Genomic DNA, 13,901 nt, shown 5'->3' with positions numbered 1-13,901 from the left:
GGTAGCCAGCGTGGTAATAAGCGTGGAATTTGCACATTTAGGGCGTGGTAATGCTGAGGTATTACCAGTTGTACCGGCTTACTCAGCGGGCCGGCACATGACTGCCGGCGAAACAGAACATTAATAGTCAGGACAGATACGTGGATTTAAAACGGACAGAATAAGTAAGCCTTCGGTGTTGCAGAAATCGATAGCACGGATAATGTCAGGCTGGCTCAATCCCAGCAACTTTAAAATGATTGGATCGATCAGTTGCCTGCCGGAATACATTTCCGGATGCTGATTTGCCAGAGCCAGTTGCGCGGTCAAATGCAGAACTAACTGTGCTTTGTTTTTCTGATTAAAATTGTGACTATGTTGCAGTGCTACCGCCTCTATAATGCTGTCTGGCAGTTGCCATAAACGCAACAGTTCAGCGCCGCATTGGGCATAGGTAAACCCCAACACACGTTGCTGCAATTGCCACGGCAGCTCTTCGGTAGTGTAATTTTGGCACTGATTTGCTTGCCGGGCGTTGTTGTGTAATACCACCATCTCGCCGATGTTATGCAGCAAGCCCGCAACATAAAACCGGTCTGACGATTTTAAGCCACAGCTTTGCGCCAAAAACCGTGCTATTAAAGCAGCATTGACGCTTTGCTCCCAGAACCGATCCAGATCAATGGCGGAGGTATCTACCTTGCTGCAGGCAGACGCGATACCAATGCTGAGCAGCAGGTTATATACCCGGGTTTTACCTAGTCCTAACAGGACCTTGCTGACACTTTCAACCTGATACGGCAGATTATAAATCGCACTGTTGGCCAGTTTTAACAGCTTTGACGTCAGCACCGGATCTAACAAAATCACTTCTGCCACTTCATCCGGGCTGGCCGTGTCTGAATCCATCAGCTGTTTGGCACGTAAATAGCCTTCCGGCAAAACGAAAAGGTTTGCAACATTTTGTGCACATTGCAAGGCTTGCATTAAATTGAATCTCCCGTGGTGACATTAAAATCGGCACAAAAGTAAAGCCATAGCGTGGATAACAGCGTGTGAAAAAGCGTGGTATTTAGCGTGTTTTTGCCTGGTATTTTTCAGTTGTTAATGCAGTTTCAATTTGAGTTGTTGATTTTAAAGCATTCCCGTTGCACAATTTGCACATCAAAATGGAAACAAAATAATTATGCCGCATAAATGCATAAGTATTTTATAGAAACCTAATATAAAAAACTGCCGACAAATAAGAGCAGCATTTCACAACAACCTGAAAAACACGGGTTCGACCAGTATAGACATCATAAGATTAAGCAATATTCAGTTAAAACTTTCAGGTGAAGTGTTGTGCAAATTTCAATAAAAATGCTGGGGGAACTGCAGGTTTGGCATAATAACCAGCTTATCCGGCTACCCTCGTCAAAATTAACCCGCGCTTTGCTGGTTTATCTGTTGTTGAGTAACCGCGCACAACGACGCGACTATTTATGTAACCTGTTTTGGTCTGATACTAAGGATGCACGCGGCGCCTTGCGCTGGTCGTTAAGTAAACTCAGAGCCGTGCTGAACAACCATACCGAACATCTGGTGACCGACAAAGACCATGTCAGCATCAATACAACAGGCCTTGATATTGATGTGGTTAACCTCTGTACCCGTGCCGCACAACAACAGCACACTGCCGGCGAACTGGCGGCATTGGCAGAGCAGTTGGCCATGCCGCTGCTGGACGGGCTGGATTTGCATAACCACCCGGACTTTCAACATTGGTTAATTGCGCAGCGACAACAGCTGATACAGCTACGTAGCAAGGTGCTGAGCCAAATTGCAGCTACGGCGAAGCGTAGTGTAACTGACACAGCAAAAACGGATCCCTTGCCTGCCAGGCCACGGCAGGCGTTACAACAGCAATATCAAGCAGATATCCGTTATTGTGCCGGCGACGACGGCGTAAAAATTGCCTATGTATCAACAGGCCGGGGATTGCCGTTGCTAAAACCTCCTGCATTGTTAAACCATCTGCAATACGACTGGCATGCGCCGCTATGGGGGCGCATTTTTCACCGGCTCGCCGCTAACTATCAGCTGATCCGCTATGATGACCGCGGCAGTGGTATGTCAGAACACAATATATCCGGTGTATGCGTGGATGATTTGCGGCAAGATTTGGCAACCGTTGTCGAGGTCAATAACCTGAGTAAGTTCGCGTTACTCGGCATATCAAATGGCACTGCACTATCCATAGATTATGCGGTGCGCCACCCGGAGCGGGTATCACATTTAATTTTGTTTAACGGCTATGCTGCCGGCTGGCGCTCTGACGGCGATTCTCAGCTACGGGACAAAATTGAAGCCATCATTGCGTTGGCCGAAACAGGTTGGGAGCAGGAGAATATGGCGTTCCGGCAATTTTTCTCCATGACCTTTGTGCCAAGCGCCAGCCAGCAAGAGTTAGACTGGTTTAACGAATATTTGCTGCTGGCCGCCAACGCCAAAAATGCGGCGGCGTTAATGTCGGCCTTTGCTGATTGGGATGTACGCGCCCAACTGGCGCAGGTAAAGGTACCTACGCTGGTTATTCATTCACTGGGGGATGAAGCAGTGCCGGCGCAATCCGGTCGTGAAATTGCTGCAACTATTCCCGGTGCTGAATTTATCGGCCTGAACAGTACATCACATTTATTGCTGGAGCGTGAGCCATCAGCAGAGCAATTTGTTGATATAGTGCACGATTTTATCTGCCGCCACTAAACACTGCTGCTATGTAAAGATGCTTGCTGCTAAGACCGGGGCAGATAAAATAACAAGCGGATAATCAGGGAGGGTGTAAATGACTATTGCGATTAACATGCTGGGTAAACTGGAGTTACGCCGTGATGGCACTGTAATACCCATGCCGGCCTCGAAACGCAGCCGCGCCCTGTTAGCCTATCTGGCATTTACCGCCAGGCCACACCGCCGCGACAGGTTATGTGAAGTATTCTGGGAAATTCCGGATGACCCTAAGGGCGCATTGCGCTGGTCGTTAAGTAAGATCCGGCCGCTGGTAAATGACACCGCTGCAGAACGGCTGCAGGCAGACCGCGAGCGGGTATCTCTGATCAGCAGCGACATCAGCATTGACCTGCATCAGCTAAAAGCCGACAGCCAGCGCAACGATTTATCCATTGCAGAACTGGAAGGCCTGCTACAACAAAGCCAGCAGCCTTTTTTACAGGGGCTGGATTTACCCGATCAGAGCCTGTTTCAAGATTGGTTAACGGCAGAGCGTAATGAGCTACAGCAACTCACCGCCAAGTTGCAAGCCCGTTTAGCCTCGTATGCCATGCTGGTCAGCACGGATAACTGGCATAACCTAGAGCCACCCGCCAGCCGGGAATTGCTCGCGCGACAAAAAGTGCAGTTTTGTACCGCGCATGATGGTGTCCGTATTGCTTATGCTTCGTTAGGTAAGGGCCCTACCATTGTTAAAGCGGCTAATTGGCTTAGTCATTTAGAGCATGATTGGGATGCGCCAATCTGGAGCCCGCTGTTTCGGGATTTGGCAGCAGATCATCACTTTGTCCGCTACGATGAGCGCGGCAATGGGTTATCGGACTGGGACGTGGCGGATATTTCATTTGACGCCTTTGTAACCGATCTGGAAACCGTGGTAGACGCTAACAAGCTGGATAAATTTGCGCTGCTGGGTATATCACAAGGTGCTGCGGTATCTATCGAATACGCTATCCGTTATCCGGAAAAAGTGTCGCAGCTTATTTTGTTTGGTGGTTACGCCGCCGGCTGGCGTATTGGTGCCACGGAAGACTTAACCAAAGAGCGCGAAGCGGTAATGACGCTGACAGCCGTAGGCTGGGGTACAGATAATCCGGCATACCGGCAGATATTTTCCTCTACCTTTATGCCGGATGCCAACGAAGCTGAGTTTAACTGGTTTAATGATTTTCAGCGCTTAACCACCTCTGCAGAAAACGCAGTAAGATTTTTGTCGGTGTTTGCCGATATCGACGTACGCCACCGTCTGGCGCAAGTAAAGGTGCCTACTTTAGTGATTCATGCCATGGGCGACCAGCGCATACCAATAAACGTAGGTCGCAGTATTGCCGCGGCTATTCCCAATGCCGAATTTGTCGGCCTGGAAAGCAACGGCCATTTACTGCTGGGCCGCGAACCGGCGTCGAAAGCCTTCGTTGATGCCATACGCGACTTTATGGCCCGTCATCCGTAAGGATAAAATGCCAAAGTGGATTTTTGCACAACCCACTGCCCGGCCATATGTTGGTAACCGATGTAGCCAAACAGCAAAGTGCCGGTGCTGTGACGCAAAAACTACAGCAGCAGCTGAATTAGCACCCCCGCCACAGCACAGCCCGCCAGCACCCGCATTATGCCCTGGTTGTAGCGAAATAACGCGATGCCGGCGGCGATACCCAACAGTAAGGCAAGCCAGTCGATACTGCCGCCCAGCCCTTGTGGCAGCAGCACATGGTAGCCAAAAAACAGCGCCAGATTAACAATGACCCCCACGACCGCCGCCGTAATGGCGGTCAGCGGGGCGGTAAAGGCTGCTTGTTTACGGCTGCTTTCTACCAGCGGCGCACCGACTAAAATAAACAGGAATGACGGCAAGAACGTAAAAAAGGTGACAATGGCAGCTGCCAGCAGGCCAGCCAGTGGCAGCATGTTTGGCCCGAACAGTTGCTCACTCCAACCGGCAATAAAGCCGACAAAGGCTACCACCATAATCAGCGGCCCCGGGGTGCTTTCGCCCAGCGCCAGCGCGTCGATCATTTGCAGTGCACTAAGCCAGCTGTAATGCTCTACTGCGCCCTGATACACATAGGGTAATACCGCATAAGCGCCGCCAAAGGTTAGCAGTGCTGCCTTGGTAAAAAACCAGCCCAGTTGCACTTGCGGGCTATGCCAGCCATACAACACTACTAACACACCGAGCGAAACAGCCCAGATTCCCAGCCCCAGAGCGATACCCAACACAAACCTGCGCCAGCTGAATAACTGCCAGTTTGGTAATACCGTATTGTCGTTTATTACCGCAGCGTCTGCCATGGCACCGGCTTTAACGCTGGCATGTGACGTTGGAGCCACCTTAAGCTGCGCCGGCCACCAGCGCATCAACAGCAGGCCAATAAGCGCCGCAGCAATAACAATATACGGAAACGGCAACTTAAACAGTGCAATGGCAAGCAACGCCGCCAGCGCCAGCAGTTTAAGGGCGGTAGTGTGCAAGGTTTTTGTACCGATACGCCAGGCGGCAAACAGCACTATTGCCGTAACCGCCGGCTTTACGCCATACAATACCCCTTGTACCAGCGGTACATCGCCATGCGCCAGATACAGCCAGGCCAACAAGCTGAGTATAAAAAACGACGGCAGAATAAATAATAAACCGGCGATTAGGGCACCTTTAGCACCGTGCAATAGCCAGCCAATATAGGTAGCCAGTTGTTGCGCCTCCGGCCCCGGTAACAGCATGCAGTAATTCAGCGCATGTAAAAAGCGCGCTTCAGAAATCCAGCGCCGTTTTTCTACCAGCTCCTGGTGCATCATACCCAGTTGCCCCGCCGGGCCGCCAAAACTGATAAAACCCAGTTTAAGCCAATATAAAAAAGCACTGTACAGGCTAACCGCTGCAGCAGCTTGCCGGGCAGAAGCGACAGGCTCAGACATAAAAGTACGATCCTTGAGGTAATATTGCAGCACAGTATGGCAGCAAAGTGTGACAGTGATATACCGTACACATGATTAAAAATGGTATATTTTCATGTATAAATGAAAATTACTCATAGAATGGCGGCATAGGTAACGGCATGATTGAAAAAATTCACCTGAGCATTTTGCGTGAAATTGACCGCCAGGGCTCGTTAACGGCGGCCGCAAGCAGCCTGAACCTGACGCAGTCGGCACTGAGCCACAGCATTAAAAAACTGGAGCAACAGGCCGGCACCAGCCTGTGGTTAAAAGACGGCCGGCAAATCCGGCTGACTGAAGCCGGCACTTACCTGCTGGAACAAGCCAACCGCCTGTTGCCACAGTTTGAGCGCATAGACGATACGTTGCGCCAGTTTGCCGATAACGAAAAAGGCAGCCTGGGCGTGGGCATGGAATGCCACCCTTGTTATCAGTGGCTACTCAAAGTGGTACAGCCGTTTTTGGCGCAATCGCCCGGGGTAGATATCGATGTAAAACAGCGTTTTCAGTTTGGTGGCATGGCGGCGCTGTTTAACTACGATATAGATTTACTGATCACCCCGGACCCAATCAACAAAGAGCGCATAGTGTTTGAACCGGTGTTTCCGTACGAGCTGGTGCTGGTGGTAAGCCAACACAATAAACTGAGTGGCTTAAACCAGATAAAGCCGGCACAACTAAGCGACCAGGTACTGCTAACCTACCCGGTAGAAACAGCGCGGCTGGATATTTTTCAGCAGTTCTTACTGCCGGCGCAATGCATGCCCAAACACCATAAAACGCTGGAAGCCACCGATATTATCCTGCAAATGGTAGCGGCTAACCGCGGTGTGGCTGCGATGCCGAAATGGCTGGCGCTGGAGTACGCCAAAAGCCTGCCGATTGCAGTTATTCGCTTAGGCAACAGCGGTATCCATAAACATATTTATGTTGGTTACCGTAAGCAGGAAAGGCTGAATAAGCATATTCAAACCTTTCTTGCGCTGGCCAAAAACAGCGGCGCAGCCTTATCTGCAGCGGATTAAGCGCACGCTTATGGCTGCCGGCCGCTATTGCGGCGGGGCAAAGGCAGCAAACATTTCATCGCAGGTCATATTATGGGTGTATTCGGCAAAGCTGTAGTACGCCGGCTTGCTGTCGATACACACCTGATGGTCGAACACCACATCGTCAGCGTTATCAAATAAACCTACCGGCATAATATACTGGCCGTTTTGGCTTAAGCGATAAAATAAATGCGTGCCGCATTCGGCACAAAAGCCACGCGATGCCCAATCTGACGAGCGAAAAGCGCGCACATGCTGCTCGCCGCTAAACTTAACGTCGCTACCGCAGTCGATCGCCAGCAGCGGGCCGCCGCCCCAACGCCGGCACATGTCACAATGACAGGCGCCTACTTTATCTGCCGCTGCCGCCACACTGATCCCCACTTTGCCGCACAGACAACGGCCGTTACGTTGAACTGACATGTTACTCTCCTGTTTAGCTGATGCTGACTGATTAATACTATAAGGTTAACGTTTTACAGTTAATGCTGAAAACTGTAGCACAGCTCCACTTTGTTCGCCCACGCTATACTTTATTCGCCCCCGGTACTGGACCTTAGCGCAATAATTGCGCACCCTATCCGTCCGGCTAACCGGTAAACAGAGGCGGTAATGCCACTTACCCACTACCAACAGCAGGTTGCCACTGCGGCACTAAGCTACGACGAGAACCAGTATCAACTGCTGCAACGCCTGGCCCTGCTGGCACAGCAGTTAAGTGCCGGGCAGCAGCCGCTGCGTGGCTTATACATTCAGGGCCCGGTGGGCCGTGGTAAAACCCTGCTGATGGATCTGTTTTACCAACAGCTGCAAACACCGCAGAAAATCCGCCTGCACTTTCATCATTTTATGGCGCGTATTCACCGTGAGTTGCACCAGCTTAGCGGCCGGCCCGAGCCACTGCAGCATATTGCCGCCCGGTGGGCAGCACGTTACCGTGTCATGTGTTTCGACGAGTTTTTTGTCAACGATATCGGTGATGCCATGTTGCTCGGCACGCTGTGGCGCCACCTGTTTGCCGCCGGGGTGGTATTGGTGACCACCTCTAATGCCCTGCCGGAGCAGCTTTATGCGAACGGCCTGCAACGGCAGCGCTTTTTACCCACTATCGCCCTGCTGCGCCAATATTGCGAGGTAGTAACCCTGGACAGCGGCGAAGATTACCGCCTGCGACAGCAGCAAAGCTGGCCGTATTATCTGCAGGGTGCCAGTCTGGCAACCTTACAGCAAAAGGCTGAACAGCTAAGCGGCGAATTAACACCCTTACCGGCCATTAACTTGCTAAACCGCACTATACCGGCGCTGTGGCATAACCGCCGGTTGATTGGTTTTCACTTTGACGCCCTGTGCGCCGGGCCGCGCAGCCAACTGGACTATATGGCACTGTGTGACCAATACGCCGCCATTGCCGTACACGGCGTGCCGCAATTCAGTTACCTGGCCGACAAGCCGATAGTGCACGGTATTGAAGACAGTTATCAGCGTGAACACAAAGACTATCACGTCAGCAAATTGGACAATGAAGCGCGCCGTTTTATCGCCCTGGTCGATGAATGCTACGACAGAGGTACCTTACTACTGCTCAGCGCCGACGTGCCGGTTAACGCATTGTACCGGGCCAAACAACTGGCATTTGCCTTCGCCCGCTGCAGCTCGCGGCTGCATGAAATGCAAACCAGAGTATTAGGCCGCAGCACTGCCTGACAGGCGTTATCCGCTGGCCGATAGCAAACCGGCCGCAACAGCGGCCGGCACTTCTAACGCCCGGGTTTAACGATACTCTGCCACCAGTTGCTCTGGTTGCGGCCATTGACTGTGATACACCGTATCGCCCAATACAAAGTAAATATCATCATTGACCAATACCGAACGGGCGCCCCAACTACCAAAGTAACCATTATATTCCGGCGTTAACTCGCCGGTTTTTTGCATCGTGCCGTTGTTGGTGACTTCCAGCGTTAATAAGCTCAGCTGTTCGCCATGCTCTGCAGAGTAGCGGCTAAGCGGCAAGGCCAGCCGGGTAACATCGCCCTGCTGCACAATGGCCAAACTGTGGTGCTGATACTCCAGCGGCGAATATTGCTCAGCAAACACCAGCTCATCCTGCACCACGGCGTCATTAGCGCCAACATCAAACAAAGCAATTTTCGCACCTACGCTATTCCACAGCGGGCCGCCCTGTTCATTGGTGTCTATTTGCTGGCCTAAGCCCCAGAGCAAATTATCACTGATGCTGTGTAAATAGGCTGAGTAACCGGGAATCTCCAGCTCACCGATAACTGCAGGTTGCAGCGGATTGCTGATATCCAGGGTATACAGCGGATCTGTGCGCTCAAAGGTCACCACATAGGCACGGTCGTCGGTAAAGCGCACAGCATAAATATCTTCACCCGGTTTGCCGATAACCTGATCCGGCTGCTGTGCATTGGGTAACTGCGCTACCGTTTTCAGCTCAGCGCCATCCTGTTCCAGTACCCAAAAGCGATGTAGCAGGTCTGCGTCAGCCCGATCTGACGTAAGTAACATCAGGTATTGTTGTTGCTCATACAGCATAAAGGCACGTTGGCTGCCACCGATATAACCATCAACGGCGCCTGTCGCCTGATAACCCACTGCAGAATCATCCAGGCTGAATTTGTGCAGCACGGTGCGTGAATGGCTTTCGTAATTAACGCTGCCATGTAAATACAGATGCTCAGCTGACATATATAAATCAGCTACTGATGCCAAAATACAACTGCTTTCAGTCTGATAAGGTGCAGCAGTTGCGATACGGGTCAGCACTACCATGCGGTCGCTACCTTCATTACTTTGTGCATCGGACGGCAGATAACATTGCTGCGACGCAATTAACGGCTCGGGAATGCTGCCATTTAACCGGCGCTTTGGCAGCAAGTCGGTCAGTTGCGCATTGTCCAGCACCAGCATATTGCTCTCGTTAGCGGCAACAGTGTCGGCAAAGCTCTGATAGCCGGCTACCTGCGGCTGATAACGCGATACCAGCCACAAGGCATCGGTAGTGCGGCGGCTGTCAATCAGATCGCCATCAAACTGCAACTGATACACGCTGTTACCTTGTTCAAACAACTGCACGCTGATATTGCCATTGGCAGCCCCCCACTCCGGTGGCGATAAAGCAATACCGACATTGCCGTAGCGGTCGTCACCCAGCACGGCCAGCTGCTCGTCAGTGGCATATAATCCCAGTACCTGGCGTACCTGTGGCGCCAGCGTAACAGGCTCCAGTGCCGTCAGGCTGCTATCAGCGTTGCGTTGCCAACGTTTAACATAGGGCGTATCAGTGTCTGCATCGATACCACTGACATACAACGTCTGGTTGGCGAATTTCACGCGGTCGGCCTCGTCAACCCCTTGTGTTACTAAATTGGTGCCCGAGCTGCCGGGGTCGGCCGGTACCGGTGTAGCGCCGTCAAGATGGCGCATATCAGCCCTGGCATATAAACCGTATTTTAAATAGCGCTCCAGTTGCTGGCCGCTTACCTGAGTTAACGTCGCCGTACTGGTAGCCGCTGCAGATACCTGCCACAGCTGGCTTTCATTATTATCTGAACTGCCACCACAGGCCGCCAGCAACACACTGACGGCAATTAAGCTTACTGCTCTCATTGTTGTCTTCCCTTTTAGTATTAAATTTACACATCAATGTAACTAAAAGGTGAATCAAGCTCTGTCTTAATTTGCGATTAACTGTGTAAAGATGTTATTGCCGCCACATAGCGACGTGTCCGGTAAGTTAAGCGTGCTAAAACATAGCGTTTTAAAAACTTGAAACGCTGTTTACCTCCTGCTCAGCTTGATATGTTATGACAACTTTTCAGTACAGCATTTGGTCGCATCCGACTAGACTATTACTAAACAAGCAAGCAACATGAATAAATTATTTGTCAGGCTGGGGGCAAGATGAAACTGAACTGTGATTTAGGCGAAAGCTTTGGCAGCTGGCAGATGGGGCTGGATGTTGATGTTATGCCGCATATAGATATGGCCAATATTGCTTGCGGCTTTCATGCCGGCGATGCCGATGTGATGGCGCGCACCTTAGCACTGGCAAAACAGCATGGTGTTGTCGTTGGCGCCCACCCGTCTTACCCCGACTTACAGGGCTTTGGCCGGCGCAGTATGGCGCTGTCGCATAGCGAAATTGTCAACTGTATGCGTTATCAAATCGCCGCCCTGGATGGTATGGCATTAAGTGCCGGCCTGTCACTGAGCTATGTCAAACCGCATGGCGCACTGTACAACGATATGATGAATAAACCGGCTGTGTTCGGTGCCGTGCTCGATGCGGTGGCGGGGTTCTATAAGCCACTAAAACTGATGATTTTAGCCACCGCCCGCCAGCAGGACTTTGCTGTGCACGCCAAAGCGCAGGGCGTTGAGTTGTTATTTGAAGCCTTTGCCGACCGGCGTTACACCGATGAGGGCACCTTAACACCGCGCAGCCAGAGTGGCGCCGTGTTGCACAGCGCTGAGATGCTGGCACAAGTAACCCAACTGGTTAAACAAGGCTGCGTTACTACCGCCTCCGGCAAACAACTGGCACTTAGCGCCGATACGCTGTGCGTACATGGTGATAACCAGGCCGCTATTACGCAGGTGCAGCAGATCAGGGCCCTGTTAAAATGAGTATGGGCATGAGTCAGCCGCAATACCAACTGACAATCGCCGGTGAAAACGCGCTGATGCTGTATTTTGACCAGCGCATCGACCCGACCATTTCAGCAATAGTGCAACACGCCTGTGTACTGATCCGCGCTGAGCTGGCCGACGATGTTATTGACCTGCTGCCCTCTTATGCCTCGGTGCTTATTCTGTTTAACCCACTGAGTACCGATCTGTACCGCGTGCAGGCGCAGTTACAACACTGCCTGCAACAATTACAAAGCGGCAACAACCACAGCGGCAAGTTGGTAGAACTGCCGGTGTATTACAGTGAACAAAGCGGCCCGGATTTAGCCCTGATCGCCGAAACAAAAAATATCAGCATAGACGAAGTAATTAAGCGCCATCAGGCCGTAAGCTACCGCGTATATGCCATTGGCTTTGCCCCGGGTTTTGCTTATTTGGGCGAAACAGACCCACTGCTGCAAATGCCACGTTTAGCCACGCCGCGCGCCAAAGTGCCGCGTGGCGCTGTCGCCATAGCTGACCGGCAAACGGCGGTATACCCGGCAGCATCGCCCGGCGGCTGGAATCTGATTGGCCTGTGCCCAACGCGGATGTTTAACCCCGCCGCCGAACCGGCGATGCCGGTAGCGGTGGGCGATGAAGTGCGTTTTGTTGCCATAGATAAGGCAGAATTTATCCGTTTAGGTGGTGAACTGCCAGAGCTTGAGTGTTCGGGGAAAAAGTCATGAGCGGTTTTAGCATTATCGCCCCGGGTGTACTGAGTTTATTGCAGGACAGCGGCCGCTTTGGTCAGAGCGCTCTGGGCTTAACCAGCGGCGGCCCTATGGATGCAGCTTCTGCTGGCTGGGCCAACCGCTTGTTGGGTAACAGCCACAATGCCAGCTTGATTGAATGCAGTGTCGGCGGCCTGCAACTGCAAGCCAACAGCAACAGCTATATTGCCGTTACCGGTGCCACCTTGCCGCTAAGCATTAACGGCAAAGCTGCTGAGCTTTGGACAGCGCACAAAGTGCAGGCCGGCGACGTGGTCGAACTGGGTATGGTAAGCAAAGGCTTGCGCGCCTATATCGCGGTGGCAGGTGGTTTTGCTGTCAGACCGCAGTTTGGCAGCACTGCCACAGTACTGCGCGAGGGCATTGGTGGCTTAAACGGCAATAAATTACAGCCAGGCGACAGTTTAGCCGCTACAGCGGTAAACCAGCTGCCAAGGCTGCAATTGCCGGCGCCTTACCGGCCGCAATTTAACCGCACCCTGACACTGCGGCTGGTAGAGGGTTATCAGGCAGCCAGCTTTCTCAGTACAGAGCGCCGGCGTTTTTACCTGAGCAGCTACAAAGTAACACCGCAGGCCGATCGCATGGGCTATAAACTGGCCGGTAGCGCGATAAGCTGTCAACAAACACAGCTGCTATCCGAAGGCATCTGCTATGGTGCAGTGCAAATTCCCCCCGACGGCCAGCCGATAGTATTGTTGAACGACCGGCAAACGCTGGGCGGCTACCCGAAAATCGGTTCAGTGCTGTCACTCGACTGTGCCTTGCTGGCCCAAGCCGGTGCCGGCACCGACGTGTATTTTACGCCAATAAGCCCCGAGCAGGCACACAATGCATTGTGCTTAGCTAAAGTACGTACTGCTGCGCTAAGCAGCCAACTGGTGAGCCTGTAAATGACTGCACAGCATCGCAATTATCTGGCCCTCAGCCAGCAGATAGAACAGTTATTAGTGCGGCAAAACCTGCGCGGCATGGCAATTTTAAAACCGCATTTACGGGCAGGGTATATCCTGCGCGCAGCCAGGTTGATAAACCAGTGCCGTGGCACGGTGTTAATCGGCACCGGCTTTCCGGTGCTGGATACCTTTGAAACCGACGGCCCGGTGGGGGCTATTGGCCTCTATCAGTTGCTGCAGCAACTTGGCGCTAAGCCCATTATCGTCTGTGGCGATCCGCTGTACAGTGCGCTTAAAGCCGACTACCGGTGCTATCAAATCAGCGTAAACCAGTATGACGCCCTGCCGGCTATTGCCAGTGCGGCCCTGGCTGAACTTAAGCCACAATTGGTGATTTCAATTGAGCGGCCGGGTTTCAACGCCGATATGCGCTACGCCAATATGCGCGGCGAAGATATCAGTTCGCGCTGCGCCAGCTTTGACTACTTTTTAACGCAAGCGGCCTGCCCCACCATCGGCATTGGCGATGGTGGCAATGAAATAGGTATGGGTAATCTGTACCAGCAGGTTAGTGCACTGAATATTACTCCGGCGGTTACCGAATGCGATGAGTTGATTGTCGCCGATGTATCGAACTGGGCGGCCTGGGGTTTGGCTGCGATGGTGTCGGTATTGCGCGGCGAAAACCTGCTGGCAGGTGCTGAGCCGCTTAACATTTTGCAGTATTTGTCGGCCAAAGGCAGCGTAGATGGCGTAACCCGGCTCAATACCCTGACCGAAGATGGCCTGGCGCATACTGAAGGCGAACAGCTGATTAGAGATCTTGAATTACTGACTAAATGAGAATCGGT

General features: G+C 52.2%; 12 protein-coding genes. 8 read left to right on the top strand and 4 right to left on the bottom strand.

The genetic code is table 11. The features are described from left to right. Positions 1 to 120 precede the first annotated feature (120 nt). Complete coding sequence (locus tag ACTZWV_RS18250) at positions 121 to 966, bottom strand: HDOD domain-containing protein (RefSeq protein WP_444787920.1); 846 nt, start codon at positions 964 to 966, stop codon at positions 121 to 123. A gap of 357 nt (positions 967 to 1,323) precedes the next feature. Between ACTZWV_RS18250 and ACTZWV_RS18245 the strand changes: the two genes are divergently transcribed. Together ACTZWV_RS18245 and ACTZWV_RS18240 are read left to right on the top strand one after the other, a co-directional pair. Further along, positions 1,324 to 2,727, top strand: coding sequence for an alpha/beta fold hydrolase (locus ACTZWV_RS18245; protein ID WP_444787919.1), 1,404 nt, complete (start codon positions 1,324 to 1,326; stop codon positions 2,725 to 2,727). A 79-nt stretch (positions 2,728 to 2,806) separates the two neighbouring features. Then, entirely contained in the window at positions 2,807 to 4,204 is a 1,398-nt protein-coding gene (locus ACTZWV_RS18240; RefSeq protein ID WP_444787918.1) for an alpha/beta fold hydrolase, read from the top strand. Positions 4,205 to 4,305: 101 nt separating this feature from the next. Here the strand turns inward: ACTZWV_RS18240 and chrA are convergent, their stop codons facing one another. After that, a complete protein-coding gene (chrA, locus tag ACTZWV_RS18235; RefSeq protein ID WP_444787917.1) occupies positions 4,306 to 5,664 on the bottom strand; it encodes a chromate efflux transporter in 1,359 nt (452 codons plus the stop codon). A 140-nt stretch (positions 5,665 to 5,804) separates the two neighbouring features. On the opposite strand from chrA, the gene ACTZWV_RS18230 reads away from it, so the two are divergent. Continuing rightward, on the top strand, positions 5,805 to 6,710 hold the full coding sequence (locus tag ACTZWV_RS18230; RefSeq protein ID WP_444787916.1) for a LysR family transcriptional regulator: 906 nt from the start codon (positions 5,805 to 5,807) through the stop codon (positions 6,708 to 6,710). 24 nt (positions 6,711 to 6,734) lie between these two features. On the opposite strand, the gene ACTZWV_RS18225 is transcribed toward ACTZWV_RS18230, so the two are convergent. Beyond that, a complete protein-coding gene (locus ACTZWV_RS18225; protein WP_444787915.1) occupies positions 6,735 to 7,154 on the bottom strand; it encodes a GFA family protein in 420 nt (139 codons plus the stop codon). Positions 7,155 to 7,343: 189 nt separating this feature from the next. Here ACTZWV_RS18225 and zapE point away from each other — a divergent pair, with 189 nt between their 5' ends. Further along, a complete protein-coding gene (gene zapE, locus ACTZWV_RS18220; protein WP_444787914.1) occupies positions 7,344 to 8,435 on the top strand; it encodes a cell division protein ZapE in 1,092 nt (363 codons plus the stop codon). 66 nt (positions 8,436 to 8,501) lie between these two features. On the opposite strand, the gene ACTZWV_RS18215 is transcribed toward zapE, so the two are convergent. Further along, complete coding sequence (locus ACTZWV_RS18215; protein ID WP_444787913.1) at positions 8,502 to 10,358, bottom strand: beta-propeller domain-containing protein; 1,857 nt, start codon at positions 10,356 to 10,358, stop codon at positions 8,502 to 8,504. A gap of 294 nt (positions 10,359 to 10,652) precedes the next feature. Here ACTZWV_RS18215 and ACTZWV_RS18210 point away from each other — a divergent pair, with 294 nt between their 5' ends. From ACTZWV_RS18210 to ACTZWV_RS18195, 4 genes are read left to right on the top strand one after another with little or no spacing between them, the layout of a single operon-like run. Continuing rightward, complete coding sequence (locus tag ACTZWV_RS18210; protein WP_444787912.1) at positions 10,653 to 11,378, top strand: 5-oxoprolinase subunit PxpA; 726 nt, start codon at positions 10,653 to 10,655, stop codon at positions 11,376 to 11,378. Positions 11,379 to 11,386: 8 nt separating this feature from the next. Beyond that, entirely contained in the window at positions 11,387 to 12,109 is a 723-nt protein-coding gene (pxpB, locus tag ACTZWV_RS18205; RefSeq protein ID WP_444787911.1) for a 5-oxoprolinase subunit PxpB, read from the top strand. Then, a complete protein-coding gene (locus ACTZWV_RS18200; RefSeq protein ID WP_444787910.1) occupies positions 12,106 to 13,047 on the top strand; it encodes a biotin-dependent carboxyltransferase family protein in 942 nt (313 codons plus the stop codon). The genes pxpB and ACTZWV_RS18200 overlap by 4 nt, the downstream gene beginning before the upstream one ends. Further along, positions 13,048 to 13,893, top strand: a complete 846-nt coding sequence (locus tag ACTZWV_RS18195; RefSeq protein ID WP_444787909.1) for a DUF4392 domain-containing protein — start codon at positions 13,048 to 13,050, stop codon at positions 13,891 to 13,893. Positions 13,894 to 13,901: the final 8 nt, after the last annotated feature.

This window comes from Rheinheimera sp. NSM, from assembly GCF_052380015.1.
Lineage (GTDB): Bacteria > Pseudomonadota > Gammaproteobacteria > Enterobacterales > Alteromonadaceae > Alishewanella.
This window is presented reverse-complemented; position numbering and strand designations above follow the sequence as displayed.

Bases quoted from the DNA above. Each gene is read 5' to 3' on its own strand.
- ACTZWV_RS18215 (WP_444787913.1), bottom strand. From the start codon at position 10,358: ATGAGAGCAGTAAGCTTAATTGCCGTCAGTGTGTTGCTGGCGGCCTGT.
- ACTZWV_RS18250 (WP_444787920.1), bottom strand. From the start codon at position 966: ATGCAAGCCTTGCAATGTGCACAAAATGTTGCAAACCTTTTCGTTTTG.
- ACTZWV_RS18240 (WP_444787918.1), top strand. From the start codon at position 2,807: ATGACTATTGCGATTAACATGCTGGGTAAACTGGAGTTACGCCGTGAT.
- ACTZWV_RS18225 (WP_444787915.1), bottom strand. From the start codon at position 7,154: ATGTCAGTTCAACGTAACGGCCGTTGTCTGTGCGGCAAAGTGGGGATC.
- chrA (WP_444787917.1), bottom strand. From the start codon at position 5,664: ATGTCTGAGCCTGTCGCTTCTGCCCGGCAAGCTGCTGCAGCGGTTAGC.
- ACTZWV_RS18200 (WP_444787910.1), top strand. From the start codon at position 12,106: ATGAGCGGTTTTAGCATTATCGCCCCGGGTGTACTGAGTTTATTGCAG.
- pxpB (WP_444787911.1), top strand. From the start codon at position 11,387: ATGAGTCAGCCGCAATACCAACTGACAATCGCCGGTGAAAACGCGCTG.
- ACTZWV_RS18230 (WP_444787916.1), top strand. From the start codon at position 5,805: ATGATTGAAAAAATTCACCTGAGCATTTTGCGTGAAATTGACCGCCAG.
- ACTZWV_RS18210 (WP_444787912.1), top strand. From the start codon at position 10,653: ATGAAACTGAACTGTGATTTAGGCGAAAGCTTTGGCAGCTGGCAGATG.
- ACTZWV_RS18195 (WP_444787909.1), top strand. From the start codon at position 13,048: ATGACTGCACAGCATCGCAATTATCTGGCCCTCAGCCAGCAGATAGAA.
- zapE (WP_444787914.1), top strand. From the start codon at position 7,344: ATGCCACTTACCCACTACCAACAGCAGGTTGCCACTGCGGCACTAAGC.